The following is a 23,902-nucleotide window of genomic DNA, read 5'->3' on the forward strand; positions in this document are numbered from 1 at the left end:
GGGTGAAACTTTTTGGTTGTGGTGATAGTTCCCACTCCGGTGCGCAGAGCTGAGCGTCGTTGGGCGCCCGAATAATTCGATGAGCAGCGCAAGTGCGCCGAGTGGGCGCTGAAGTAGCCGACGACGTGAATCTCGTGGATACTGACGACGCTTCGGACAATGCTAATCTCGGCCCGACAGCACGCTGTCGATCGATGTCGTTTCACAACCGGAAGGGCTTGTCAGTGCACCTCACCCCTTCAGATACCGAAAAGCTGCTCCTGAGCGTCGCGGGCATGGTCGCCCGTGACCGCCGCGAGCGCGGGGTACTGCTGAACTACCCCGAAGCGATGGCACTGATCTCGTGCTGGATTCTCGAGCGCGCGCGTGACGGAATGACGGTTGCGGAACTGATGAACGCCGGTCGGCAAGTGCTCACCCGCGACGACGTGATGGAAGGGGTACCCGAGATGATTGCAAACGTCCAGGTGGAGGCCACTTTCCCGGACGGTCGCAAACTGGTCACCGTGACGGAGCCCATTCGATGATTCCCGGCGAAGTACGTGTGTCCACCGAACCGCTCGAGTTCGGCACGGACGCGGAGAAGATCACGATGGTCGTCGTCAACGACGGCGATCGCCCCATTCAGATCGGTTCACATCTCCACCTTCCCGCGGCCAACCCGGCGTTGACCTTCGATCGCGAAGCGGCAGACGGCTTCCGGCTCGACATCCCCTCGGGAACGTCGGTTCGGTTCGAACCCGGGGTCAGCAGAACGGTGACACTGATCGCGCTCGGCGGACTCAAAAAGGTTCCGGGCCTGCAGATCGTGCCGGACGAAGACCTACCGACACATGCGCGCGAGCCCAAGACCGTCATGCCGTTCGGCACGCCCGGCGTCGAGGTCGAAGAACCTTTGCGAGCGTCCTCGGTGAACGTGCGTGTGAGTGATGTTCCAGTCGAGGCGGATTCACCGGACGACGCCGCGACGACAGTTGAGAGGACAGCCGAATGAGCAGGATCGATCGACGCGGCTACGCCTCCCTGTACGGCCCGACCGCAGGCGACCAGATCCGTTTGGCCGACACAGATCTGTGGATCGAGATCGAGCACGACTACACCGCGACCGGCGACGAGATGGTCTTCGGCGGCGGTAAGAGCATCCGCGAGTCGATGGGCCAGGGCCTGACCACTCGCGACCAGGGCGCTCTCGACGTCGTCATCACCAACACGGTGATTCTCGATCACTGGGGAATCGTCCGGGCAGACGTCGGAATTCGCGACGGACGCATCGTTGCGATCGGCAAGTCCGGTAACCCCGACATCATGGATGGCGTGCACCCCAAGTTGCTCATCGGGCCGAGCACCGACGTGATCGCCGGTGAGGGAAAGATCCTCACCGCGGGTGCGATCGACACTCACGTGCACTTCCTCAGTGAAATCGAGATGATGGAGGCGCTCGCGACCGGTACGACGACCGTGGCGGGCGGCGGAACGGGCCCCACCGAAGGAAGCAAGGCAACCACCGTCACGCCCGGCGCCTGGTCGCTGACGATGATGCACCGCGCCCTCGACCACATCCCGCTCAACGTCCTTCTTCTCGGCAAGGGCAGCACCGTCAGCCATGAGGCCATGCGTCAGGAAGCTCTCGCGGGCGCAGGCGGGTTCAAGGTTCACGAGGACTGGGGTTCCACTCCGGCCGCGATCGACGCCGCTCTGCGAGCAGCCGACGAGTTCGGCCTCCAGGTAGCGCTGCACGCGGACAGTCTCAACGAAACCGGTTACGTACAGCACACTTTGGATGCGATCGCCGGACGTGGGATCCACGTGTTCCATGCGGAAGGCGCCGGCGGCGGGCACGCACCGGACATCATCGTGACGGCAGGTGAGCCGAACGTTCTTCCGGCATCGACCAATCCGACGTTGCCGCATACCGTCAACACGGTTGCCGAGCACCTCGACATGCTCATCGTGTGTCATGCGCTCAATCCCCGGGTTCCGGAGGATCTTGCCTTTGCCGAGTCCCGGATCCGGCCGACAACGATTGCAGCAGAAGACTTTCTGCACGACATCGGAGCCATCTCGATCACCTCGTCCGACGCCCAAGCGATGGGCCGTATCGGTGAGGTGACCCTGCGGACATGGCAGGTGGCTCACGTCATGAAGGCCCAGTACGGCAAGCTGGGCACCAGCATGCCGGCCGACAACGAGCGTGCGCGGCGTTACGTCGCCAAGTACACGATCTGCCCCGCGGTGGCGCACGGTATCGATCACGAGATCGGCTCGGTCGAGGCCGGGAAGATGGCGGACCTGGTGCTGTGGGATCCCGCGTTCTTCGGAGTCCGTCCTTCTGCCGTGATCAAGGGCGGGGCGATAGTTGCTGCGCCGCTAGGTGATCCGAATGCTGCTATCCCGACCCCGCAGCCGGTGTTCGTTCGCCCGGCCATCGCGGCGACTCCGGGATCGGCCCCGCACCTGTCCACGACGTTCGTCTCTCCGATGGCCATCGAGGACGGTCTGGCCGACCGTCTCGGTCTCACGCGCACCCTTACCGGTGTTCGTCCGACGAGGCACCTCACCAAGGCAGACATGCCGAACAACACGGCGCTGCCGTCCATCGACGTCGATCCGGAGACGTTTGCCATCAAGGTCAACGGGGACCTGATCGCGCCCAACCCCGTTGACGTAGTGCCGATGGCTCAGCGCTACATGCTGTTCTGAAACCATGTCGATCGAGACGGCGTCTGCCGAGATAGCATCGATGCTCTTGGCAGACGGGCGTCTGCCTACCGGCGGTCACGCGCACTCGTCGGGGTTGGAACCGGCACTGGCGGGCGGACTCCTGCAGAGTCAGGTCCCTGACTTCATTCGCGGTCGACTCGAAACAGTCGGACTTGTCGAGGCCGCTGCAACGGTGGTCACGCGCCGCTGGGCCGTAAGTGAGGGTAGTGCAGGCGAACTCGAGGACATCTCGAGGGAACTGCTCGCTCGGACTCCCAGCGCACCGCTGCGTGAGGCGTCGATTCAGCTCGGCCGTGGGCTGGCGAGACTGGCGTTGCGATTGTGGCCGCAGCACCCCGCGGTGCAGATGCTCATGGCGCTGCCTGGGCATCCGATGCGTCCGCTCGCGTTGGGCGTCTTCACGGCGGTCTCCGGGATGGACGACCTACAGGCAGCCAGATCTTGTTTGTACGACGACGCCCAAACGGTGGCGTCGGCGGCATTGAAGCTACTGCCGGTGGATCCGGCAGAACCGGTCGAATGGTTGCTCCGAGCAGCCCCGACCATCGAAACCGTCGCCGCGGCTGCCGTGGCCGTCGAGGGCGTCGCAGATATACCCGCAACAACAGGGCCGTTGGTCGAACAATGGTCACTCGAACACCACGCTCGATCCAGGAGGATTTTCCGTGCTTGACAACCTGAACAACACCACCACTGCTGCAAGAGGTTTGAGGCTCGGCGTTGCCGGCCCCGTCGGCACCGGCAAAAGCACCCTCATCGCCACCATCTGCCGCGAACTCGCGTCGGAGTACGAGATCGCGGTGGTCACCAACGACATCTACACCGACGAGGACGCGCGACTGTTGCGCGCGGCCAACGTTCTGCCGATCGAGCGCATCGTCGCAGTCGAGACCGGTGCGTGCCCGCACACGGCTATTCGTGACGACGTCACGCCGAACCTCATTGCGGTCGAAGACCTCGAGCGTCAGTTCCATCCCCTCGACATGGTGATCGTGGAAAGCGGCGGTGACAACCTGACCGCCACGTTCAGCCCGGCACTGGTCGACGCCCAGATATTCTGCATCGACGTCGCGGGCGGCGGAGACGTCGCACGCAAGGGCGGTCCCGGAATCGAGCGGGCAGATCTGTTGGTGGTCAACAAGATCGACCTGGCCCCGTACGTCGACGTCGACGCGGTCCAGATGGTTGCCGATGCCACGGCCGCGCGTGACGGACTTCCCGTTCTCGCGCTCAGCCAGAAGGATCACTCAACGATCGACCAGCTCAGTGCGTGGCTCCGCCAGGTCATCGCATCCCATCGCGCGGGTAGTCACACCCCGCAGGATCCGGGGCCGATGGCGCCGCACTTCCATGCCGATGAAGAAGACCACGGTCACGGTCACGGGCACAGCCACTCTCACGCTCACTGATGCGCACTGGAGCTACGCGGGTCGTCGTCGAGAGAGTGGGTGACACCGCTGTTGCGCGAGAGCTGATCTCGGGCGAATTCCTGGCCCCGCGGTTCGTCGACGCTCGCGGGCTCACCGTGCGAATTGCCCTGGTAGGGCACAGTGCAACGCTGCTGGCCGACGACGACCTGCGTATCGAATTCGTAGTCGCACCCGGTACGTGCCTCGAGGTGATCGAGCCGTCGGGGACCGTCGCGTACAACGCACGCGGTGGCCGGGCGTCGTGGTCGGCTTCGGCGAGCGTCGGCGCCGGTGCGGCGCTGATCTGGCGCGCGGCACCGTTTGTCGTCGCGGGCGGCGCGGATGTGACCAGGCGCGTGGATATTTCACTGGAATCCGATGCGGTTGCGCTGCTCGACGAGATGATCGTGTTCGGCCGGACCGGCGAAACCGGCGGTGCCCTTCGCTCGGATCAGCGCATTACCGTCGACGGTGACGCGCTGCTCGTGGAAACTCTCGACCTGCGTAGCGTGCCGGGCCGTTCGCTGCCGGGAATTCTCGGTGGCCATCGCGTGCTCGGTACGACCATGCTGTTGGGGATCAAGACTTCCGACGACGTCGAAGGGCACGTGACGCCGCTGGCGGGAGCAGGGATGCTGGCACGGGCCGTGGCCGATCACGCACACGAGGCGAGCGCAGCGTTGGATCCGATCTGGTCGCGGTGGCGTGGGCGGGTTTCGCAGAAGTACAGCGACTGATTCGCCCGACCGTCACACTTCGGGAGGCTGCGTCGTCCAGTATGTGACCAGGCCGAAGAGAGCCGGGCGCACGGGTTTGACGGAGGCATCATGCGAATTGTTGTTCTGGGCGGAACCGGCCAGATGGGAAAGCTGGTCGTCGAGCAGGCGAAAATCGGGGGCCATGACGTCGTCGCCGCCGCTCGATCGACGGGAGTAGACATCTCCACGGGTGCGGGGTTGGACGAAGCATTTGTCGGTGCCGACGTGGTCGTCGACGTGAGTGATCACGTCACCAACAGTGCCAAGAAGGCAATCGAGTTCTTCGAGACGGCAGCGAAGAACATCGCCGCGGCCGAAGCCAGAGCCGGCGTGAAGCACCACGTGCTGCTCTCGATCGTGAACTGCGACGATCCGCGATTGAAGTCCTTCGGTTACTACCAGGGGAAGGCTGCGCAGGAACGCGCGGTGGAAGCGTCGAGTATTCCTTTCACGATCCTGCGATCCACTCAGTGGTTCGAGTTCGGCGAGAAGACGATCGCGCTGTTCGGACTGGGGCCGATCGCGATGGTTCCTCGGATGCGGTCACAACCGGTGGCAGCGAAGACCGTTGCCGAGGCGCTCGTGACCTGCGCTCAGAACGGTCCGACCGGGAGGGCTCCGGACCTGGCCGGGCCCGAGGTCCTCGAGATCCCGGCCATGACGCGCGAGATCTTGAAATACCGTGGCCGACGTAAGTGGCTGATCCCGATCTCGATGCCGGGAGCGGGTAAGGCGATGAAGGGTGGGGGTTTGCTGCCCGCGCCGGGATCCACAACTGCAGGACCCACGTTGGAAACCTGGTTGCACGAGAACTGAATAGGAAAGGCGGCCGCGCAAGTGCGCGGCCGCCTTTTACTCACGTGGACGGTTGGGTTCAGAGATCCGGGTAGTTCAGAGATCCGGGTAGTTCAGAGATCCGGGTACGAGGTGAGGTTGTCGACCTTCTCGGTGGTTTCGGGCTCTTCGGGCAGCTTGCCGGTCACCAGGAAGATGACACGTCGGCCGACCTCGACGGCGTGGTCGGCGAATCGCTCGTAGAAGCGGCCGAGCAGCGTGACGTCGACTGCGGCAGCAACGCCGTGCTTCCACTCACGGTCCATGAGGACGGTGAAGAGGTGGCGGTGGAGGTCGTCCATCGCTTCGTCTTCTTCGCGCAGACGGGCAGCGCGCTCGGGGTCGCGGGTCTCGAGGACGACCTTGGCGGCCGCACCGATGGAGACAGCGATGCGTCCCATCTCGGCGAAGTAGCCGTTGACCTCTTCAGGAAGCACGTGGTTGGGATGTCGGCGGCGCGCGATCTTGGCGACGTGCAGGGCGAGTGCGCCCATGCGGTCGATGTCGGCGACGATCTGGATTCCGCTGACCACCGAGCGCAGATCTCCGGCAACGGGAGCCTGCAAGGCGAGCAACGCAAACGCGCGCTCCTCGCAGATGGTGCTGAGTTCGGTGATCTTGTCGTGTTCGCCGATTACTTGTTCTGCCAGGGACAGGTCTGCCTGGAGCAGGGACTGGGTGGCGCGCTCCATAGCGGCACCCGCCAGTCCTGCCATCTCGCCGAGCGTGTCTGCAAGCTCGGTCATCTGTTCGTTGTAAGCCACGCGCATGAGGTCAGAGCCTACGTGCCGTGAAAGACCAAGTCACAAGCACCAGGTGAACGCAAGGTGAATGAACGCGTGTCAGTCGCAGGTGGTGTCGCCGGCGTTGACGCTGGCGATGTCGGCGGGCAGAGCCGTCGAGGTGCTGGTGTCGACCGACGTCGGATTTGCCGCCAGGATGGTTCCCGGGTCCGCGGGGGCGACGACGGTGCCGGCGAAATTGCTTCCGACGACGACCTCGATCATGTCTCCCATGCTCGGAGCGAGAACCAGAACCGCGCCGGGAATCGACGACGCGACGGTCACCGCTTCAGCCTCGTAACCTGCGGCGTAGCGCACGACGGTGGTCGACGCTTGAGCATTCGCCAGGCCGGTGGCTGCGCTGAAGTTACCGACCGTGGAGATCTGGAAACCGTAAGCCGCGAGGCTGTCGGCGATCGTCGCGGCCTGCCCGGCGATTCCCGACGCGTTGGAGACGTCGACCGAGATGTTGTAGGCGCTCATTGCCTCGACGGAAGTGGCGGCCGGCGGCGTGCTGGACGTAGGAGCGGTTGTCGTGGAACTGGTCGACGACGGTGTGGTGTCCTCGCGCTCTTCACCCGGAAGCGGATCGTCGTCGATGATCGCCTGGAAGAGGGACTTGATCTCGTCCGTGCGAGGAATCTCGTTGCCCCAGTCGTTGGTGCCGTCCGTGGGGACCGTCAAGAACGTGACCGCGCCTGCGTCGACGTTCTGGAGCGAGCGACCGAGGGTGACCAGTGACTTGGTGTCGATGTTTTCGACGAACGTGTCGCTGGTGAAGGCGTTGATGAATCCGTTGAGCTTGCTCGGATTCAGGAGGACCTGGTTGGACAGGGCCGAGCGGAGCAGCGCCGACAGGAACTTCTGCTGACGGGTGATGCGCCCGTAGTCGCCGTTGCCCTCGGCTTCGACGTGGCGAGCACGCACGTAGTTGAGGGCGGTACGGCCGTCGAGCATCTGCGTGCCGCCGGAGGCGAGGACGGTTCCGAGGATGCCGTCTTCGATCGGTCCGGGGGAGCAGACGTTCACACCGCCGACGGTGTCGACCATGCGCTCGAAACCGGCGAAGTCCATTCCGACGAAGTGCCCGATTTTCAGGCCGGACATCTTCTGGATGACCTTGACCAGGCATTTGGGGCCACCGAGTGCGTATGTCGCATTGAGTTTGTCGCCGCTCGCTGCCGGGAAGGTTTCGCTGGTGTACTTGCCGGCGTCGTTGTCCCATCCCTGACAGATCGGACGTTCGACGTCGAGGTCACGCGGGAAGGAGACGGCGACGACGCGGCTTCGGTCGGCGGGAATGTTCACCAGCATGACCGTGTCGGCTCGGGCGCCTTCGGCGTCTTCGACGGTTCCGGCGCCGATCTCACCGCTCGCACCGGCGCGGGTATCGGTGCCGATGATCAGGTACGTCTCGTCGCCGAGTTGACCACCGGCGTCGATGATGTCGTCGGACTCGGTGTCGAGTGCCGCAATCTGATCGAATCCGCCTTCGACCGAGCGCAGATAGCCCCACACGACGCCGGTCAATGCGAGAGACATGACGGCCAGGAACGCTACTGCCGATCGGCCGATCACTTTTGCGCGATGGCGGCGGCGAATCTTGCTTTGCGCCAGACGAGTGGCGCCGGTGTCACCGACTACCCGCGGCACTGCGGAGGTGACGGGATGTTCTTCGGTGATCCAGTCCGCAGCGGCGGGCGGAACGGACGGACGGGCGGGAATCGGCCGGGCGGGGGGCGGCGACGACGCTGCTGAAGATTGAGTCTTGGGTGGTACGGATTTGTTCGGCGCCGGCTTGGGCGGCGTAGCCGGGGCTGGTGGCGGCTTCTTGTCGCCTACCCGACGGACCAACTCGGCGACCGAAACAGAGTCGTCGGTCGGAGGCGAGTCCCGTCGCCCGGTACGTCCACTGCTGCGACGCTCCGGGGGACTGGGTGGTTGCGGTGTTGGTCGCTGGGGTGTGGCAGGGCGCTGGGGCGTTGCCGGTTGGTCCGGTCGGGCGTTGCGGAAGCGCTTGTCTGCGAGCGGACGTTCCCAGGGGGCGCGGCTCTCGGGCGGAGGTGGGCCCGAATCGTGATCATCACCCACCGATGCAACCTGTCCCGTCGTCGACTGTCAGTAACTCGTCATTCAGATGCCGGCGTCAACCGGTTGTCGACGAAGCTGGAGCCATATTACTGGTGAATCCTGAGTGCTTCACTCAGAAAGTGATGTGAGTAATCCGACGGCGTGTTTTCGCTAGCCACCCGAGTGCATCATGTCAGCTCCCACCGGCACAAGGTCGTCTTCGGGATCGTCGAGCCAACCTTCCGGGAGTGCTACCTGACCGGGTGAGCCTTGGCGTCCGCGCGGGCCTTCGGCGTCCTTGGGGAACGGGACGTCGTGGTCGAGCTGTCCGAGCAGATCGTCCAGTTCGGACAACGTGCTGACCAGAGCCATCGAGACCCGCAGATCCGATCCGACCGGGAACCCACGCATGTACCAGGAGACGTGCTTGCGGAGCTCGCGCAGACCCTTCATTTCACCGTGATGTGCGGCGAGCAGTTGGGCGTGACGGGCGATGATCTTGGTGACTTCGCCGAGCGTCGGCGGCGTGGCGATCTGTTGTCCGTTGAGAGCTGCGCTGAGTTCCGCGAACAGCCATGGCCGTCCGAGGCAGCCGCGTCCGACGACGACGCCGTCGCAGCCGGTCTCGTTCATCATGCGGGCAGCATCCGAGGCGTCGAAGATGTCGCCGTTGCCGAGGATCGGCACGTCGGTGACGTGTTCCTTGAGGCGCGTGATCTCGTTCCAGTCAGCAGTGCCGGAGTAGCGCTGCGACGCGGTACGTGCGTGAAGTGCGACGGCAGCGGCGCCTTCAGCTGCCGCGATCCGGCCGGCGTCGAGGTGCGTGTGATGTTCGGGGTCGATGCCGACGCGCATCTTGACGGTGACCGGAATGTCGGTGCCTTCGGTGGCGCGCACGGCTGCCGCGACGATCTGACCGAACAGTCGACGCTTGTACGGTAGCGCCGATCCGCCGCCCTTGCGGGTCACCTTGGGTACCGGGCAGCCGAAGTTCATGTCGATGTGATCGGCCATGTTCTCGTCGACGATCATCTTGGCCGCGGCGTAAGTCGTATCCGGGTCGACGGTGTACAGCTGCAGCGACCTGGGCGTTTCGGTCGGACCGAACGTGGTCATGTGCATCGTGGCGGGTTGGCGTTCGACGAGCGCGCGGGCGGTGACCATCTCGCAGACGTAGAGCCCGGACGTGCTGCCTGCACGTTCGAGTTCGAGTTCACGGCACAGCGTGCGGAAGGCGACGTTGGTGACGCCCGCCATGGGTGCGAGGACCACGGGGCTGTGCAGCTCGAGTGAACCGATACGAAGGGATGACATGTCTACCTCTGAACAAATACTTGTGACAATTGGAAGTGCCCGGTACCGAATCCGGTACCGGGCACAGAATAGCTGGTGAAACTAAGAAGCCTGCTGTTCGCGCTTGGCGGCTTCGCGTGCGAGCATGCGATCGCGCTGTTCCTCGAACTTCGTCGCGTTGGCGGCGAGTGTCTCGAGGAAGGCCGCCAACTCTTCGCGCGTGTTCTCGCCTTCGGCGCTGAAATCGTTGCGCTCGAAGATGTTCCACTTACGCAGGACAGGCCAGACGACCTCGTCGAGGTGCTGGCGAAGGTCGTAGATGCCGTGCTTGGCCATGAGGGCGCCGTTGCGGCGGAAGTTCGGCATGCCGGCACCGGGCATCTGGAAGTTCTGGACGATGTTCGCCACAGCCTTGAGCGCCTGATCGGGAGCAAGATCGAGCGCGGCGGCGCAGATGTTGCGGTAGAAAATCATGTGCAGGTTCTCGTCGGCGGCGATGCGCTGAAGCATCTTGTCGGCAATCGGCTCGTCGCAGGCCTTGCCGGTGTTGCGGTGGCTGACGCGCGTCGCGAGTTCCTGGAAGGTCACGTAGGCGACCGAGTGCAGCAGGCCGGCGTCGCCCTCGTCGATGGGTGCGCTGTAACCGTTTGTCATGTGTTCCATGCGGAAGCGCTCGAGCTCGACGGGGTCGACTGCGCGCGTGACGACGAGGTAGTCACGCATCACGATGCCGTGGCGGTTCTCCTCGGCGGTCCACCGGCCGACCCACGTTCCCCAGGCACCGTCCTGCGAAAAGTTCTCGGCGATCTCACGGTGGTACGACGGCAGGTTGTCCTCGGTGAGCAGGTTGGTGATCATCGCGGCGCGAGCTACCTCGCCGAGTTGTGACTGTTCGAGACTCCAGTCTTCGCCGCCCATGGCTGCGAAGTTACGGCCCTCGTCCCACGGAACGTAGTCGTGTGGATGCCATTCCTTGGCCATGGAGATGTGGCGGTTGACGTTCTCCTCGGCAACCGGCTGCAGCTCTTGTAGCAGCTCCAGCTGCGTCAGAATCCTCGTCATTTCTTGCCTCCATGTTGAGTGAATGCGCGACTTCGCCCCAGCCTACGGCACCGTAGGTTTGAAAAGAATGGCATGAAAATTGCTCCCCTCGAGGGATGTTACCGATCCGTAGTTATCCGGGGGCACTTTCACTACCAAGTCGTTCTTTCGACGTAGTCGCGGAACGTCCGGGCGGGATCGGACAGCTTGCGACTCTTCGACCAGATCAGCCCTATTTTTCGCTGTGCTCCTTCGATCGGTACATAGACGACTCCTTCGGCCCAGATCGGTGGATCCTGAACCGGCATGACCGAGACACCGAAGGACGCGGAGACCAGTCCGCCGACCGTTGCCAGCTCGCTGCTCTCGAAGACGAAATTCGGAGTGAATCCTGCGGCCGCGCACAGTTCATCGAGAATTCTTCGCATCCCGAAGTTCGGATGCATACCGATGAACGGTTCGTCGGCCGCGTCCGCAAGCTCGACCGAATGCAACTTCGCAAAGCGATGATCAGCCGGAACAGCCAATGCCAGTGACTGCTGGGCGATCTGCATCCACGCCACCTGCGGATCGCGCGGCTGAGGCGAGACGACGGCCAGGTCGGACGTGCCGGCGGCGATTCTGTCGACCAGGAACTGCGCGCTGTCCTGATGCAGTTCGAATCGCACTCCGGGATACTCGACGCGGTATCCGCGCAGCATGTGCGGCACCAACCAGGTGCCGAACGAGTGGAGGAAGTCGAGTCGGACCGTGCCGCTCTCGGGGCTCGCCAGCGACTGGATTTCGGTCTGCGCGGCGTCGAGGGCACGCAGTGCGATGCGAGCATGTCGATAGAGGATCTCGCCGTACCGGTTCAGTTCGAGTCGGCGTCCCTGACGGTCGAAGAGTGTCACGCCGATCTGTCGTTCGAGGCGAGCGAGTTTGCGCGAAAGGGTCGGCTGCGACAGGTGAGTCAGATCCGCGGTAGCGGTCACCTGTTGGGTTTCGGCGAGCACGACAAACCATTCGAGGTCTTCGGTCAGCATCACGAACCCAATCTATATACCCCCAGAGCATATAGAACACCAAGTTTATGCATTTTCTTTTGCCAAGTCGGGGCGGGAGGATTCTTGCCGGAGGTAAGTGATGCCTGGAGGTACGTGGTGACTGTCGAGAATGTGATCGAATCCGAAGTGATGCCGCTTCGCCGCGGAACATCGGGATATCGAACCGTGACCGTTGCGTTGTTCGCGGCCGGGCTGTCGACGTTCATCTCGATGTACGCGGCACAGGCGTTGCTGCCTGCGTTCGCCGAAGACTTCCACGTCTCGCCTGCGGTGTCTGCGCTGTCCGTCTCGGCGACGACGGGCATGTTGGCGTTGGCAATCATTCCGGCCAGTGCGCTCTCCGAGCGCTTCGGTCGCACGCGGGTGATGATCGCGTCGGCGTCGGCGTCCTGTGTGATCGGTTTACTTCTGCCGCTGAGTCCGACGATCGAGGTTCTGCTGGTCGGACGCGCAGCACAAGGATTGGCTCTGGCCGGTGTCCCGGCGGTGGCGATGGCCTATCTGGCCGAGGAGGTCGATCGGAAGGACCTCGGTGCAGCGATGGGAAGGTACGTCGCCGGCACGACGATCGGTGGGCTGATCGGACGGCTCGTGCCGTCGGCCGTCGTCGATTTCAGTACGTGGCGTTGGGCGCTGTTGACTGCGTCCGCGCTGTCGGCATTGTTCGCGCTCAACATGATCCGGCGGCTTCCCGCGTCGAAGTTCTTTCGCCCGCAACCGATATCGGCGCGCACGATCGCGTCGAATCTACGACGCCACCTTGCGAACCCGTCGCTGCGAACACTCTTCGCTTTGGGATTCATCCTGATGGGCGGCTTCGTGTCGATTTACAACTTCCTCGGGTTTCGGCTCACGGCAGCACCTTTCGGCCTTCCTGAAGCGCTTGTGGGCCTGGTGTTCCTTTTCTACCTTGCCGGAACTTTCACCTCGGCGGTAGCCGGCGGGGCCTCTGACCGACTGGGTAGGCGCAGCGTGCTGCTCGGGTCGGTTGTCGTCATCGGTATCGGCCTGGCACTGACCGTTCCGGACAATCTGGCGTTGACGCTCGTGGGGATGCTGCTCTTCACCGGAGGATTCTTCGCCGCACATTCGGTGGCCAGCGGTTGGGTGGGGCTGATCGCTACCGATCACCGGGCCGAGGCGTCGGCGTTGTATCTGTTTGCCTACTACGCGGGTTCGTCCGTGGCGGGCGCCCTCGCGGGTCTTGCATACGCGGGTGGCGGTTGGGTCGGGGTCAGTGCTTTTGTGGGCGCGCTGCTGTTGGTTGCGTTTGCCTTGTCACTGAGGATGTTTCGATCTTCGACGGTTGACTGAACCGAGCACTGCGGCGATCCCGAACGGGATCGCCGCAGTGCGAATCTGTCGAGCGAATTACTTCTTGCCGCCGCCGAGGAGGCCGCCGAGCAGGTCTCCGAGGCCGCCGCCCCCGGATCCGCCCAAGATACCGCCGAGTGCTCCGCCGATGCCGCCGCCGGAATTGCCGCCGCCGCCGAGAATTCCGCCGAGGAGGTCCCCGAGTCCGCCGCCACCGGAGGCCTGGGTCTGCGCGCCGGCTCCGCCACCGGTGAACTGCTTGGCGAGGTAAGCCAGGACGATGGGAGCGAGGATCGGCAGCAACTGCTTCACCAGATCGTTTCCACCGCCGCCACCGACACCGCCCAGTGCGCTGGCGACCTGATCGGTGTTGCCGCCGAAGATGTTCGAGACGATCTTCTGACCGTCAGCGGTGTCGACTTTGCTGATGTCGACGCCGTCGTCGAGAAGGCTGGTGTCGGCGTGCGACTGCAGCGCACTTTCGAGTGAGGCTGCGCCGGCGGGATCCTGAGCGTTGGCGCCGAGGCCACCGACGAGGGTCGGAAGTGCAGTCTTGACCGCCGATTCGGCAGTTGCCTGGTCGACGCCGAGTTGCTGCGCGATCTGGTCGATGGGGATCTGGGATAGAAGGTCGTCAAGCGATGCCATTGATGCCCTACCTCTTCTGGGGTACTACTCGTCAGTACCCGGCTGTTGCAGACACTAGTGAATGTCGGCGTCGACGGTAACCCTCCGGTTGCCGAGCGGTCAGGCTCGGGTCTTCTCGCGGGGGACCAGGCACGCTAGGAGAGCGAGAATCAGTCCGCCGGCCGTCAGAATGAATCCTGTCTGATTTGTCAGGATCGTGGAGTAGTTTTCCCTGATGACATTGTCGAACTGATCGTTCACGCGGTAGTAGAACGTGCCAAGAGTCCCCAATCCCACGATAATTCCGATCCATGCTGCGATGCGAGAACCGAACAATGCGGCGATCAGAATCAATACGGCGGCGGCGAGCAGAAGTATCGCCATCGACCGGTAGAAGGTCACGGACTGATCGCCGAGTTGCTCGATTGCCCACCCTGCCGGAAAGCCGTCCCGCAGGTCCTCGAGGCGAACGTTGTCGGGTTTGACCCCGGCCAGTACGTACATGAACGAGCCGACGGCAACGGCGATTCCACAAATGAGCAGAACGAGATGAACTAACGTGCGCATGCCAGTCTCCCTGTGTTCGGAGTTCGGTGACGCGGTCGTCGCCGAGCCTAGCTGTGTCGCGGGTGTCAAGCTCGGTATCGAGCGTGCAGAATCGTCTCCATGCCCGACAACATGCGTCGACTCGAAGAGATCTCGCTGTCGCTGCCGGAAGCGGAGCGCGTCGACATCGAAGCGTGGGACGGCCACCCGACGTTCCGGGTCCGCGGCAAGAACTTCGTGTTCTGCAACCTCGAAGCCACCTCCTTGACCGTCAAGCTGAGCAAGGAGGAAGCCGAAGCGGTGGTGGCCACCGAACCAGGCGCAAGTGCTGCGGGCTACGGACTCGGTCGACACGGGTGGGTTGCACTCGACATCGGCACCGACGTTTCCGAGGAGAAATGGTCGCAACTGGAGGAGTGGATCTACACCTCGTTCACCCTCGTTGCGCCGAAGCGGCTTGCCCGGATCGTTCTCGATGCGGATGAGGAACGCCCGTAACAGATAGATTCGTCAGTACAGACGCCGACTAGACGAGGAATTGTCATGACGACACCGGAAACTTCACCGGCCACCGCAAAACCGGGCATGCCGCCGTGGGCGAAGAAGGCCATCGGGATCGCAGTGATGGCGGTGGTCCTGGTCATCGCTTACTTCATCCTTGCCGCCTTCCTTCCGCGTTGGTGGGCGCAGCGCATTGCGTCGTTGGCGAACGGCAGTTTCAGCGCCGGAATCGCGTGGGGGCTGCTGTTCGGTCTCGTGTGCACCCTGGTCCCGCTCATCTTCTTCCGGGCGGTCTGGCAGGTGCGCAAGCGCAAGCATGCTCGAATCATGCAGATCACGGCTCTCGCGTTGGGTGTGATCTTCGCGCTGCCGAATCTGCTCTCTCTGACAGTTGTTCTCGGCAACAACAACGCTGCGCATGCGGGCGAGCGGATCCTCGACGTCGACGGCCCCGGATTCCGCGGAGCATCCGTTGTCGGTGCCGTCCTGGGCGTTGCGTTGTTCCTTGGACTTGTCGCGCTCGGCTACATGTACAAAAAGCGTGGAAAGGATCTCGACAAGATGCGCGGTGAGCTCAAGCAGCACGAGCCGCAGAGCAAGGGCGAGGCTCCGGCTCCGGAAATCTGAGTCAGCTCTTCGACCGAGTACTCAGGCCGACACCGACTCCGACGGTTCCCGCCGCCACCAGTCCGGCGAGCGGGACAGCCCAGTGTCCGGCAAATGTGCAGGCGAGAACCAGGATTGCACTCACCGATAGAACGGCCTGCTCGATCCTGTCGCGCTTGAAGTGGCGTGAATGCATGAGCCACACGAAGATCAGGAACATCGCGGCCGGAATCGTGACCGCGGCAGATGCTGCGAACGTCGAAATGTGCGCTTCGCCAACTGCTTCCTCGACGGCTACTTCGATGCCGGCGCCGATGGCCGCAGCGGATCCGAATACGAAGTAGTGCCCGTATCCCCACAACAGGACGGCGCGATTGCCTTGGTCTGCGAGGTACTCGTGGATCGGGACGGCGAAGTAGATCCACAACGCGGAGAACACGATCAGAACTCCGCCGACGGCAATCGGAATCAGTAGATCGGCGGCGTCGAAATCCCGGATGCCGGATTGGACCGCGATGGTCGCGGCAGCGATGGTTTCGCCGAGCATGATGATGGTGAAGAGGCCGTAGCGTTCGGCGATGTGATGCGGGTGCCACGGCGTCTGGTGGTTGCGTTCGGCGATCGCCGGCACCGCGAGTTCGGCGATCATGAGAACGAAGAAGCCCGGAATCCACGCCGACGCCGGCATCAGGAGCAGCACGATCCAGCCGGCCTGGACGATCACGAGCCCGGCGGCATATTGCAGAGCAGTGGTTCGCGCTGCACCGGATTCACCGCTGGCGGCTCGAAGCCATTGGCAGGTGAGCGCAATTCGCATGATGAGGTAGCCGACGATGGCCGTCGTACGGTCGGTTCCGTCGAATGCGTCGGGGATTCCCGCGGCGAAGACGAGCACGCCACAAATCTGTACGAAGGTCGCGACCCGGTAGGGGACGTCGTCCGTGTCGTAGGCAGACGCGAACCAGGTGAAGTTCACCCACGCCCACCACAGCGCGAAGAAGACGAACATATAGCCGGCGATGCCGTCGGCGTAGTGGCCCTCGGCAACAGCATGCACCAGTTGAACTCCGGCCTGTGCGGCTGCAACCACGAAACACAGGTCGAAGAACAGTTCGAGTGGTGTCGATGCGCGATGGTTCTCGTCGCGGCTGCGTGCGCGCATCCGGATGATCGGCATAACGGCCCGGCCGTGGCCCGCGCCCGTACTGGTGTGTTCTGTCATCGTCCCCACCTTGCTCCGACGTCTAGTGCAGGAGCGCAGTCTAGGGCGAATTCCGTCGGGTCGACGAATGAGACATTTCGCCCCTCACCACACGAGAACGGGTTTGATGACGCGCCCCGACGCTTGATCTTCGACGGCTTTGTTGATGTCGGAGAAGGCGTAGCGCGTCACCAAGCGGTCGATCGGAAACCGGCCACCAGTGAAGAGCTCGACGAGTTCGGGGATGAACGTCGAGACTTCCGACTCTCCTTCGATACATCCTCGAATTGTCTTTCCGCTCAGCATGATGTCGGCCATGTTCATCTCGACCGTGGACGCTCCGAGTCCGACTACCGCCAGTGTTCCCCGTGCTCGAAGTGATGTGACGGCTTGATTGATCACGGAGCCGATTCCGGTGGTGTCGAGGGAATGTGTCGAACCTCCGTCGGTGGCGGCGTGGACCGCGTCGATCACATCTTCATTCGAGGGATCGACAGTGACGGCGCCGAATTCCTCGGCGAGTGCGCGCCGCTGCGCAACGGGGTCCACGGCGACCAGGGTGGAAACGCCGGCAGCCCTCGCCGCCAGCAGCGCTGCGAGTCCGACGCTGCCTGCCCCGAAGACGACAAACGTCGAGTCGGGCTCGGGGCGAAGCAGATTCAGTACCGCGCCGGCGCCGGTTTGAAACCCGCAGCCGAGCGGAGCTGCGACGGTCAGGTCCACCGCAGGATCGACGACGACGGTGTTGTCGGCAGAGGCGATGACGTATTCCGCGAAGCTGGACTGGCCGAAGAAGGCGGACCGTAGCGGGGTTCCGTCTCGCCGGATCGGCGTCGAGCCGTCGGTGCGTGCGCCAGAGCTGTTGAGCGCGTGTGAGCTTTCGCAGTACGCCCGATGACCGCTGAGACATTGCCTGCACGCACCGCAACTGCGGTAGCTCAGCAACACGTGATCACCGGGCGCAATGCTGTCGATCGACGAGCCGACGGCCTCGACCACCCCCGCCCCTTCGTGTCCGAACACGCAGGGGCCGAGTCTTTCCGGTAGCACCGACTTCGTGAACAGATCTGTGTGGCACAGGCCGGTCGCGACGATGCGAACCAGGATCTCGTCTGCGCGGGGTTCGTCGATCTCGACGGTGTCGAGTGTGAAGGGGGAGTGCGGGCCGTGTGAGAGCGCCGCTGTCATCTGCATGGCGGACGTCGAATTCTGTTCGGCGCGAATCACGCTCGCTCGAGCAGGAAGTAGTAGTGCTGTCCGCCGTCGAGAACCAACGCCGATTTTCCGTTCATGATGCCCATGAGCGTCGAATCGTCGACTTTCTTGAAATGGTCGAAGATCGGCGCGCCGTCGTAGACCATCGTCGCCGTGACTTCGCCACGAAACTCGATGTTCCACAGACTTGCCTCGCCATTGCCGCTCTTGACGTCGGAGTAGAGGTTGCCGTCTTCGTCTCGGCAGATCAACGGCTTGGCGTCCTCGACCGAGTTGAAGGTCTTGCCGTACCAACGGCTCGCGAACAGCTTTTCGTGAAGACGGTGACCGGTGGCGAAGTCGTCACCCTTCCACTCGCCGAGGATTTCTTCGGCGGCGACGGTTTCCAGCGCGGCCCACACTTCGTCGAGTTCTGCTGGTGATACACCACTTTCCGCAGCACGGAGCCGGGCGAAAGCAGTTCGGGCTTCGTCGAGATTCATGTCTCTCCTCGAGTCGACGGTAAGTGGCACGACTTGTTCGCGAACCAAATTGTTCGTCAACTCTGCACGCTACGCCGAACCGGATGGTTCGGCAACGGTCGATTCGTTCTAGGCTGTCAACATGCGCTCAGCAGGGGAAGCTACGAGGGACCGCATTCTGGCGGCCGCAAAGGACGAATTTGCCACGTACGGGCTGGCCGGCGCGCGGATCAATCGGATCGCCGCCCAAGCGCGTGCCAGCAAAGACCGTCTCTATGCGTACTTCGCAAGCAAGGAAGAGTTGTTCGCTGCCGTGACCGAACAGTGGACGTCCGAAACAACCGCGGAGACAGCACTTCGAGGTGACGACTTGCCGGGCTATGCAGGTCGCCTCTTCGACAACTACGTTGCCCATCCCAAGAACGCCCGATTGCAGCAATGGGCGGATCTCGAAGCGCCGGACGTCATGAGTGAGGACGACATACGAAGTAAGACCTTCCTGCCTAAAGTTGCGGAAATCCGCAAGGGGCAGCTCGAGGGACACATCGACCCCGCGTGGAATCCCACGGAGTTGATCCTGCTGATCACGGATATCGCCCGGATGCTCGCGCTCAAGTCGTCTCGTTCCATCCCTCGACGTCGGGAGGCGGCAGTCGAGGCGGTTCGGCGTTTGATTGTGGCGTAGCGAGTCCAAACGCGAACGTCCACGCCCGTCGCTGTGTGGTTGCCCGGATTTACGGATTTCTCAGTAACGGTGCGTACGTTGGGCGTCGGCTCGTTGACGCCCTCGGGATGTTGACGTGCCGCCAAAACTTTTGTCGTCGACTGTTCAGATGCTGGTGAGCAAAAGGATCGCGGCCGGCCACCCTGACTGAATATCGTCGACGCCGAGCGTGTTCCTTCGGTGCGCGCACCTGTTCAGCATCTGGAGTGGACCCGTGTCGAAGTGGCCGTGCATATGAAGATCTCGAAGAAGGTAGCGCTGGTCGTTGTGGCTGCTTGCGCCCTGACGTTGGGATCGGCGCAAGTCGGAACCGCCCGCGCGGACGCGCCGGTCAAGGTCAGCGTGGCCGGTCATGTGGTGAGCGCCGGGCACTTCGAGCAGGTGCGGCGCCCCAACCGGTGTGTGAAGGCCGGGACGGGGAAGTCGAAACCGAGCGAGCAGAAGTCCACGAATCGCAGTGGGCGTCGAGGCAGCGGGGGATGCTTCTGACGGTGGTTGCGAAGTTCCGCAATCAGCCGTCCTGGATCTGTAACACGTTCTAATCTTGCGTGATGGACGTGACCTATGAGGGGACCAAACGCGAAGTCGCTACTGACAAGGGGACTTTGCGCTATCACGAGGCGGGCGATGGTCCGCCGTTGATCCTGTTGCACGGCTCAGGGATCGGTGTGAGTGGTTGGCGGAACTATCGGGGGAACCTCGAGGTATTCGCGAAGCATTTCCACTGCTACATCCTCGAGTTCCCGGGTTTCGGCGTGAGCGATCCCGTCGACGGTCATCCAGTGATCACGGCAACCTCGGCGGTGGTTCGATTCATGGACGCGCTGGGAATCGAATCCGCTGCGATGATCGGCAATTCGATGGGCGGAGTTGTCGGGGTCAACGTCGCGATGAGGTTCCCTGACCGCGTCCGCAGATTGGTCACCATCGGAGGCGTGGGCCCGAACATCTTCAGTCAGAACCCGAGCGAAGGTACGCGTCTCCTCCAGGAATTCGCCGACGCGCCCAGCCGTGAGAAGTTGGTTCGCTGGCTCGAGTGCATGGTTTACGACAGATCCGCGATCACCGAGGAGCGGATCGAGGAACGATGGCAAACGGCCAACGATCCGGCCTCGCACCAGGCATTGACCGCGATGTACGGATCCAAAGCCTTTGCCGCTCAGCAGCAGATGATGTCCAACTCGGATGTGCCGCCGTACTGGTCGATGATGCACAAGGTGCAATGCCCGACCTTGCTGACATGGGGACTCGATGATCGGCAGTGTCCACCGGACATGCCGATGATTCCGATGCGACTGATTCCGAACGCCGAACTGCATGTATTTCCGAACTGCGGGCACTGGGTGATGATCGAAGCCAAGGAGGCATTCGAGCGCGTGACCCTCGAGTTCCTGCTTCGATGACCTGCTGATGCATTCATGTGGCCCGAATCGATGTGGCACGAATGCACAAGACCCGGCGCCTCCGAATGAGGCGCCGGGTCTGCATTTGTGCCCCCAGTAGGACTCGAACCTACGACCTGCGGATTAAAAGTCCGTAGCTCTACCAACTGAGCTATAGGGGCGCGGCGCAGAGTCTAACGGGACCGCAGAGTCCGTGAAAACACCACCCCCACCAGAAGGGCAATTCCGATGACGGCGATGGTCCCGCCAGTGCGATGCAGACCCGCGTCGTCGATGGTTCCGCGCATGGTCAGCTCGATGACGACGGCCGCAAGGTTGGCGCCGATGTACTGGATTGTTCGGTAAAGGCCGATCGCGGTCCCGACGTCGGCGGAGGTGGTCACCGAGTTGATCAGGTTCTGGTTTCCCATGTTGTTGAAGCCGTTGGGGATGCCCAGGATCGCCGCTATCAGCAGGAGTGCCACTAGGGGAGTCGAACTCGATTCGACAAAGGCAATCAGAATCCCGCCGACAGCCAACGCGGCGGTGCCGATCAGGAGGGTGATCCGTGCGCCGAATTTCCCGTACACCCTGGACGCGGACATGGTCGCGAAGATCCCGACCGCAGCGACAGGCAGCATGAAGAGTCCGGCGCTGATCGGTGACATTCCGCGGGCTACCTGTAGCCACTGGGGGAGCCCGAAGAAGATGCAGTAGAACGCCGTGTACGTCAGAAGCGTCCGGCCGAGAGTCATGCTCAGTGCGCGGTTTCGAGCGACGGCACGGACGTCGATGAACGCCGAGGCCGTTCGACGTTCCCACCAGACGAACAGGAACGCGAAGAGGGCCGTCGATGGCACGAGGTACCACTTCGCGTGCTCGGCGAGAGAGAGGAGAAAAAGCATCGTCGATGTCGTCAGAGCGAGAAACAGGGTGATGCCGAGTGGGTCGAGAGATTTGAACAACGCAGCGGCGCCGGCCCGGTCGGGCAGGGCGGAGTCGCTCGGGGCGGCGAAGAAGACCCATACGGCAGTGACGACGACAAGTGGGAGGTTCACCCACATGATCGATTGCCAACCGAGTGTGCCGACCAACAACCCGCCGAGAGTGGGCCCCAGCGCGACGACCGATTGAGCGCAAATGGTGAGTGTTGCTATAGCTGAACGGGTTTGAGTCCGGTGGCGGTCAGCGTATTCGCGGATGACGGTCATCGCGTTCGGATACTGTGTCGCCGTGCCGATTCCGAGCAGGATTCGTGCGGCGATCAGCCAGCCCAGCGACGGGGCGAGCGAGCCGAGGATCGATCCGGCAGCGATCAGGCCCAATCCGGCGAGGTAGACGCGTTTGGCGCCGAGGATCGATCCGAGTCGACCAGCCGCCGGCGCCGTGACCGCAGTCGCGATGTAGAGGGCCGAGATGACCCACGCTGTGCCTGAACTGGAACCGAAGTATGTGGCGATCGGGACGATTGCCACCGCAATCATCGACGAGTTCAGCGCTTGAAGAACGGTTCCGGAGCCGAGAGCAAGACTCAGTTTCAGTGGAACGGGAGTTTGGGGGGTCGGCGTTTCGACGACGGTGGTCACGAGTTCATCAGTGACTCCTCTGATATCGATGTCGATGCTGGGGACTCGCCCTGGCCGAGTCTTCGCAGGATTCGGCCGGCGATCAGAAGCAAGTCACGCTCGGCTTCGGTGCACTCGGCGTCGATGACCTCGGCCAGCCACTCTGTTCGTTTCGTTCGGTCTTCGTGAAGGGTCGATGTGCCGAGTTCGGTCATCGTGACCAAGACCGCGCGGCCGTCCGATGGATCCGCCCTTCGCGTCACCATGCCCTGCTCTTCGAGCGCGGCCACGGTCTTTGCGATTGATTGCGGCGTGACGCGCTCGAATTTTGCCAATTCTTTGGCGGTCGACGGACCTTGTCGGTCGAGGTGGCCGAGGGCCTGGATCTGGCTCGGCGTGAGCTTGTGGTCGTTGCGTTTGGTGCGTAGACGTCGGACGAAGGCACCCAGATCGTCCCAAAGTACGTCGATCTCGTCTCGAGCCTTGCTGCGACCCTCTCCAACATTCATTTAGACAGTCTAACTGTGTTGTTTCGATGCTGCCAGTACGGTTTCGACGGAAAAGGGGGAATAAACAATTGCACTAGTTGTTTAAAACCTTGGGACTGCTGTCCATCGGTCGGCGAAGCAGTTCCGTCTGCGAGGTCGAATTATCAGAATCTCGGGCACGAAAAAGCTCGGATGCGCACCCCCTGCGGCGCACCCGAGCGGCCAAAACCATACCACTTGGTGTCTTTTGGGCATAAAGTCGGTTCTTGTCCCCTGAACAGCCGATTGCGTCTAGTACTTTTGGCGGGTATGGCTCTAGTCCTTACGTAGGGTGTGTTGGAGGGGATATTGTGAAGTTTCGGGGGATGACAGGCGCCGATCACGGCGGCTCTGCGTACCAACTCTGCGAGAGGCACAACACCGTAAATGGCACGTCAACAAGAGCGTGCGCGGCGTACCCGCGCCGCCCTGGTCGAAGCGGCTGCAGTCGAATTCGCCAAGCGCGGCTATGCAGCTGCGTCGGTGAACACGATCCTCGAGGGCTCCCGCGCCACCAAAGGCGCCATGTATTTCCATTTCCAGTCCAAGGAAGAGTTGGCGCGAGCGGTTCTGACCTCGGCTATCGAAACCTTCACTGGAATTACTGATCGTTGGGCCAAGAGAACAGACCTCGATCCATTCGTCGCTTTGCACGGTCTCGTGCTCGACATTGCCGAGGTCTTCCGTGCCGAGGTGATCGTGCAGGCGGAATTCCGGCTGATCATCGAGCCCGAGTTCTACAAGGATGTGCAGTCCGGTGGTGGGCAGGTCTGGGGAAAGACCGCCTATGAGTTGGCATTGCGTGCCAAGGACGACGGTTTGCTCCGAGAAGACGCCGACCCGGACAAATTCACGCGTGTACTGGCAGCGAGCCTTGCCGGCCAGCGGTACATGGCAGACCTGATTGCCTCCAGTGGAGATCTGGGCGAGTGGTTCGAGGAGTCTCTCGAAGTAGTCCTCGAAGCCATGGCTACGCCGCAGTGGTTGGAGACGTTCCATCGTGACGGGTGGCCCCAAGTCGAGTTCCCTGACACTGAATAGTGCACTTTTCTGCCCGTGAACAGGCGATTTGTGATTTCCGAATGCCGTGCCATAAGCTATCCAAGCTCCCAACGGAACGCCGTTGGGGTACTAGTTCGGAGAGATCCGGCGGGCCCCCTTCGTCTAGCGGCCTAGGACGCCGCCCTTTCAAGGCGGTAGCGCGGGTTCGAATCCCGTAGGGGGTACGTTTTGCGAAAGCGAAACGATGCAGTATGGTTTGACCCGCACGACACGCTTT

25 protein-coding genes, 2 tRNA genes and 1 pseudogene are annotated in these 23,902 nt (G+C 62.7%); 15 read left to right on the forward strand and 13 right to left on the reverse strand.

The annotated features are described in order from the left end of the window. Positions 1 to 224: 224 nt before the first annotated feature. The 7 genes and pseudogenes from ureA to ASU23_RS09055 all read left to right on the forward strand — a co-directional run bounded on the left by ureA (position 225) and on the right by ASU23_RS09055 (position 5,704). Positions 225 to 527, forward strand: a complete 303-nt coding sequence (gene ureA / locus ASU23_RS09025; protein WP_003939800.1) for an urease subunit gamma — start codon at positions 225 to 227, stop codon at positions 525 to 527. Next, a pseudogene (gene ureB, locus ASU23_RS34780) lies at positions 524 to 814 on the forward strand (urease subunit beta); the annotation flags it as partial. The gene ureA and the pseudogene ureB, both read left to right, overlap by 4 nt. 176 nt (positions 815 to 990) lie before the next feature. After that, positions 991 to 2,700 (forward strand): urease subunit alpha, encoded by a 1,710-nt coding sequence (locus ASU23_RS09035; RefSeq protein ID WP_030535249.1) that lies wholly within the window; start codon positions 991 to 993, stop codon positions 2,698 to 2,700. A gap of 4 nt (positions 2,701 to 2,704) precedes the next feature. Further along, complete coding sequence (locus ASU23_RS09040) at positions 2,705 to 3,394, forward strand: urease accessory protein UreF (protein WP_058037756.1); 690 nt, start codon at positions 2,705 to 2,707, stop codon at positions 3,392 to 3,394. Continuing rightward, positions 3,387 to 4,130, forward strand: coding sequence for an urease accessory protein UreG (ureG, locus tag ASU23_RS09045; RefSeq protein WP_058037757.1), 744 nt, complete (start codon positions 3,387 to 3,389; stop codon positions 4,128 to 4,130). The genes ASU23_RS09040 and ureG overlap by 8 nt, the downstream gene beginning before the upstream one ends. Then, the gene (locus ASU23_RS09050; RefSeq protein ID WP_253741261.1) at positions 4,130 to 4,867 is read left to right on the forward strand and encodes an urease accessory protein UreD; all 738 of its coding nucleotides are present in this window, start codon (positions 4,130 to 4,132) and stop codon (positions 4,865 to 4,867) included. The genes ureG and ASU23_RS09050 overlap by 1 nt, the downstream gene beginning before the upstream one ends. A 90-nt stretch (positions 4,868 to 4,957) precedes the next feature. After that, complete coding sequence (locus tag ASU23_RS09055) at positions 4,958 to 5,704, forward strand: SDR family oxidoreductase (protein WP_058037759.1); 747 nt, start codon at positions 4,958 to 4,960, stop codon at positions 5,702 to 5,704. Between the two features lie 92 nt (positions 5,705 to 5,796). On the opposite strand, the gene phoU is transcribed toward ASU23_RS09055, so the two are convergent. The 5 genes from phoU to ASU23_RS09080 all read right to left on the reverse strand — a co-directional run bounded on the left by phoU (position 5,797) and on the right by ASU23_RS09080 (position 11,936). Then, the gene (gene phoU / locus ASU23_RS09060) at positions 5,797 to 6,492 is read right to left on the reverse strand and encodes a phosphate signaling complex protein PhoU (RefSeq protein WP_003940130.1); all 696 of its coding nucleotides are present in this window, start codon (positions 6,490 to 6,492) and stop codon (positions 5,797 to 5,799) included. Positions 6,493 to 6,564: 72 nt separating this feature from the next. Beyond that, on the reverse strand, positions 6,565 to 8,595 hold the full coding sequence (locus tag ASU23_RS09065; protein ID WP_058037760.1) for an LCP family protein: 2,031 nt from the start codon (positions 8,593 to 8,595) through the stop codon (positions 6,565 to 6,567). 150 nt (positions 8,596 to 8,745) lie between these two features. Next, on the reverse strand, positions 8,746 to 9,888 hold the full coding sequence (gene dusB / locus ASU23_RS09070; RefSeq protein ID WP_003939756.1) for a tRNA dihydrouridine synthase DusB: 1,143 nt from the start codon (positions 9,886 to 9,888) through the stop codon (positions 8,746 to 8,748). An 81-nt stretch (positions 9,889 to 9,969) separates the two neighbouring features. Further along, on the reverse strand, positions 9,970 to 10,929 hold the full coding sequence (locus tag ASU23_RS09075; protein ID WP_003940492.1) for an acyl-ACP desaturase: 960 nt from the start codon (positions 10,927 to 10,929) through the stop codon (positions 9,970 to 9,972). A gap of 131 nt (positions 10,930 to 11,060) precedes the next feature. Further along, the gene (locus ASU23_RS09080) at positions 11,061 to 11,936 is read right to left on the reverse strand and encodes a LysR family transcriptional regulator (protein ID WP_080726688.1); all 876 of its coding nucleotides are present in this window, start codon (positions 11,934 to 11,936) and stop codon (positions 11,061 to 11,063) included. A 147-nt stretch (positions 11,937 to 12,083) separates the two neighbouring features. On the opposite strand from ASU23_RS09080, the gene ASU23_RS09085 reads away from it, so the two are divergent. Beyond that, on the forward strand, positions 12,084 to 13,268 hold the full coding sequence (locus tag ASU23_RS09085; RefSeq protein ID WP_164490635.1) for an MFS transporter: 1,185 nt from the start codon (positions 12,084 to 12,086) through the stop codon (positions 13,266 to 13,268). A gap of 57 nt (positions 13,269 to 13,325) precedes the next feature. Here ASU23_RS09085 and ASU23_RS09090 read toward each other — a convergent pair whose 3' ends face one another. After that, entirely contained in the window at positions 13,326 to 13,916 is a 591-nt protein-coding gene (locus tag ASU23_RS09090; protein WP_003940105.1) for a DUF937 domain-containing protein, read from the reverse strand. A gap of 99 nt (positions 13,917 to 14,015) precedes the next feature. After that, the gene (locus ASU23_RS09095; protein ID WP_003939955.1) at positions 14,016 to 14,462 is read right to left on the reverse strand and encodes a hypothetical protein; all 447 of its coding nucleotides are present in this window, start codon (positions 14,460 to 14,462) and stop codon (positions 14,016 to 14,018) included. A gap of 99 nt (positions 14,463 to 14,561) precedes the next feature. Between ASU23_RS09095 and ASU23_RS09100 the strand changes: the two genes are divergently transcribed. Beyond that, positions 14,562 to 14,939: an MmcQ/YjbR family DNA-binding protein gene (locus tag ASU23_RS09100; RefSeq protein ID WP_020908916.1), complete on the forward strand. Its 378-nt coding sequence runs from the start codon at positions 14,562 to 14,564 to the stop codon at positions 14,937 to 14,939. Positions 14,940 to 14,984: 45 nt separating this feature from the next. Continuing rightward, a complete protein-coding gene (locus tag ASU23_RS09105; protein WP_003940111.1) occupies positions 14,985 to 15,569 on the forward strand; it encodes a hypothetical protein in 585 nt (194 codons plus the stop codon). Position 15,570: 1 nt separating this feature from the next. On the opposite strand, the gene ASU23_RS09110 is transcribed toward ASU23_RS09105, so the two are convergent. From ASU23_RS09110 to ASU23_RS09120, 3 genes are all read right to left on the reverse strand, one after another. Continuing rightward, the gene (locus ASU23_RS09110; protein ID WP_082661367.1) at positions 15,571 to 16,770 is read right to left on the reverse strand and encodes a low temperature requirement protein A; all 1,200 of its coding nucleotides are present in this window, start codon (positions 16,768 to 16,770) and stop codon (positions 15,571 to 15,573) included. A gap of 84 nt (positions 16,771 to 16,854) precedes the next feature. Then, the gene (locus ASU23_RS09115) at positions 16,855 to 17,943 is read right to left on the reverse strand and encodes an NAD(P)-dependent alcohol dehydrogenase (RefSeq protein WP_058037900.1); all 1,089 of its coding nucleotides are present in this window, start codon (positions 17,941 to 17,943) and stop codon (positions 16,855 to 16,857) included. Between the two features lie 29 nt (positions 17,944 to 17,972). Beyond that, a complete protein-coding gene (locus ASU23_RS09120; protein ID WP_007733878.1) occupies positions 17,973 to 18,446 on the reverse strand; it encodes a DUF4334 domain-containing protein in 474 nt (157 codons plus the stop codon). A 121-nt stretch (positions 18,447 to 18,567) separates the two neighbouring features. Here ASU23_RS09120 and ASU23_RS09125 point away from each other — a divergent pair, with 121 nt between their 5' ends. The 3 genes from ASU23_RS09125 (at position 18,568) to ASU23_RS09135 (ending at position 20,552) form a co-directional block, all read left to right on the forward strand. Continuing rightward, positions 18,568 to 19,110: a TetR/AcrR family transcriptional regulator gene (locus ASU23_RS09125; protein ID WP_058037762.1), complete on the forward strand. Its 543-nt coding sequence runs from the start codon at positions 18,568 to 18,570 to the stop codon at positions 19,108 to 19,110. Positions 19,111 to 19,329: 219 nt separating this feature from the next. Beyond that, on the forward strand, positions 19,330 to 19,638 hold the full coding sequence (locus tag ASU23_RS09130; RefSeq protein ID WP_136470805.1) for a hypothetical protein: 309 nt from the start codon (positions 19,330 to 19,332) through the stop codon (positions 19,636 to 19,638). A gap of 62 nt (positions 19,639 to 19,700) precedes the next feature. Then, entirely contained in the window at positions 19,701 to 20,552 is an 852-nt protein-coding gene (locus ASU23_RS09135) for an alpha/beta fold hydrolase (RefSeq protein ID WP_058037763.1), read from the forward strand. A gap of 88 nt (positions 20,553 to 20,640) precedes the next feature. On the opposite strand, the gene ASU23_RS09140 is transcribed toward ASU23_RS09135, so the two are convergent. The 3 genes from ASU23_RS09140 to ASU23_RS09150 form a co-directional block, all read right to left on the reverse strand. Further along, positions 20,641 to 20,713 (reverse strand) — tRNA-Lys (locus ASU23_RS09140). A gap of 12 nt (positions 20,714 to 20,725) precedes the next feature. Next, complete coding sequence (locus ASU23_RS09145) at positions 20,726 to 22,117, reverse strand: MFS transporter (protein WP_042922262.1); 1,392 nt, start codon at positions 22,115 to 22,117, stop codon at positions 20,726 to 20,728. Next, positions 22,114 to 22,605, reverse strand: coding sequence for a MarR family winged helix-turn-helix transcriptional regulator (locus ASU23_RS09150; RefSeq protein WP_007733882.1), 492 nt, complete (start codon positions 22,603 to 22,605; stop codon positions 22,114 to 22,116). Before ASU23_RS09150 ends, ASU23_RS09145 begins: the two co-directional genes overlap by 4 nt. Before the next feature lie 405 nt (positions 22,606 to 23,010). On the opposite strand from ASU23_RS09150, the gene ASU23_RS09155 reads away from it, so the two are divergent. Beyond that, complete coding sequence (locus ASU23_RS09155; protein WP_003940323.1) at positions 23,011 to 23,664, forward strand: TetR/AcrR family transcriptional regulator; 654 nt, start codon at positions 23,011 to 23,013, stop codon at positions 23,662 to 23,664. A gap of 112 nt (positions 23,665 to 23,776) precedes the next feature. After that, a tRNA-Glu gene (locus ASU23_RS09160) sits at positions 23,777 to 23,849 on the forward strand. The last annotated feature ends 53 nt before the right edge of the window (positions 23,850 to 23,902 follow it).

Source organism: Rhodococcus sp. KB6, assembly GCF_001445685.1.
GTDB lineage: Bacteria > Actinomycetota > Actinomycetes > Mycobacteriales > Mycobacteriaceae > Rhodococcus_F > Rhodococcus_F qingshengii.

What these genes read in the sequence shown, in the direction of transcription:
- ASU23_RS09035 (WP_030535249.1), top strand. Translation starts at nt 991, where the DNA reads ATGAGCAGGATCGATCGACGCGGCTACGCCTCCCTGTACGGCCCGACC.
- ASU23_RS09040 (WP_058037756.1), top strand. Translation starts at nt 2,705, where the DNA reads ATGTCGATCGAGACGGCGTCTGCCGAGATAGCATCGATGCTCTTGGCA.
- ASU23_RS09050 (WP_253741261.1), top strand. Translation starts at nt 4,130, where the DNA reads ATGCGCACTGGAGCTACGCGGGTCGTCGTCGAGAGAGTGGGTGACACC.
- ASU23_RS09055 (WP_058037759.1), top strand. Translation starts at nt 4,958, where the DNA reads ATGCGAATTGTTGTTCTGGGCGGAACCGGCCAGATGGGAAAGCTGGTC.
- phoU (WP_003940130.1), bottom strand. Translation starts at nt 6,492, where the DNA reads ATGCGCGTGGCTTACAACGAACAGATGACCGAGCTTGCAGACACGCTC.
- dusB (WP_003939756.1), bottom strand. Translation starts at nt 9,888, where the DNA reads ATGTCATCCCTTCGTATCGGTTCACTCGAGCTGCACAGCCCCGTGGTC.
- ASU23_RS09075 (WP_003940492.1), bottom strand. Translation starts at nt 10,929, where the DNA reads ATGACGAGGATTCTGACGCAGCTGGAGCTGCTACAAGAGCTGCAGCCG.
- ASU23_RS09085 (WP_164490635.1), top strand. Translation starts at nt 12,084, where the DNA reads ATGCCGCTTCGCCGCGGAACATCGGGATATCGAACCGTGACCGTTGCG.
- ASU23_RS09090 (WP_003940105.1), bottom strand. Translation starts at nt 13,916, where the DNA reads ATGGCATCGCTTGACGACCTTCTATCCCAGATCCCCATCGACCAGATC.
- ASU23_RS09095 (WP_003939955.1), bottom strand. Translation starts at nt 14,462, where the DNA reads ATGCGCACGTTAGTTCATCTCGTTCTGCTCATTTGTGGAATCGCCGTT.
- ASU23_RS09100 (WP_020908916.1), top strand. Translation starts at nt 14,562, where the DNA reads ATGCCCGACAACATGCGTCGACTCGAAGAGATCTCGCTGTCGCTGCCG.
- ASU23_RS09105 (WP_003940111.1), top strand. Translation starts at nt 14,985, where the DNA reads ATGACGACACCGGAAACTTCACCGGCCACCGCAAAACCGGGCATGCCG.
- ASU23_RS09110 (WP_082661367.1), bottom strand. Translation starts at nt 16,770, where the DNA reads ATGACAGAACACACCAGTACGGGCGCGGGCCACGGCCGGGCCGTTATG.
- ASU23_RS09115 (WP_058037900.1), bottom strand. Translation starts at nt 17,943, where the DNA reads ATGCAGATGACAGCGGCGCTCTCACACGGCCCGCACTCCCCCTTCACA.
- ASU23_RS09120 (WP_007733878.1), bottom strand. Translation starts at nt 18,446, where the DNA reads ATGAATCTCGACGAAGCCCGAACTGCTTTCGCCCGGCTCCGTGCTGCG.
- ASU23_RS09125 (WP_058037762.1), top strand. Translation starts at nt 18,568, where the DNA reads ATGCGCTCAGCAGGGGAAGCTACGAGGGACCGCATTCTGGCGGCCGCA.
- ASU23_RS09135 (WP_058037763.1), top strand. Translation starts at nt 19,701, where the DNA reads ATGGACGTGACCTATGAGGGGACCAAACGCGAAGTCGCTACTGACAAG.
- ASU23_RS09150 (WP_007733882.1), bottom strand. Translation starts at nt 22,605, where the DNA reads ATGAATGTTGGAGAGGGTCGCAGCAAGGCTCGAGACGAGATCGACGTA.
- ASU23_RS09155 (WP_003940323.1), top strand. Translation starts at nt 23,011, where the DNA reads ATGGCACGTCAACAAGAGCGTGCGCGGCGTACCCGCGCCGCCCTGGTC.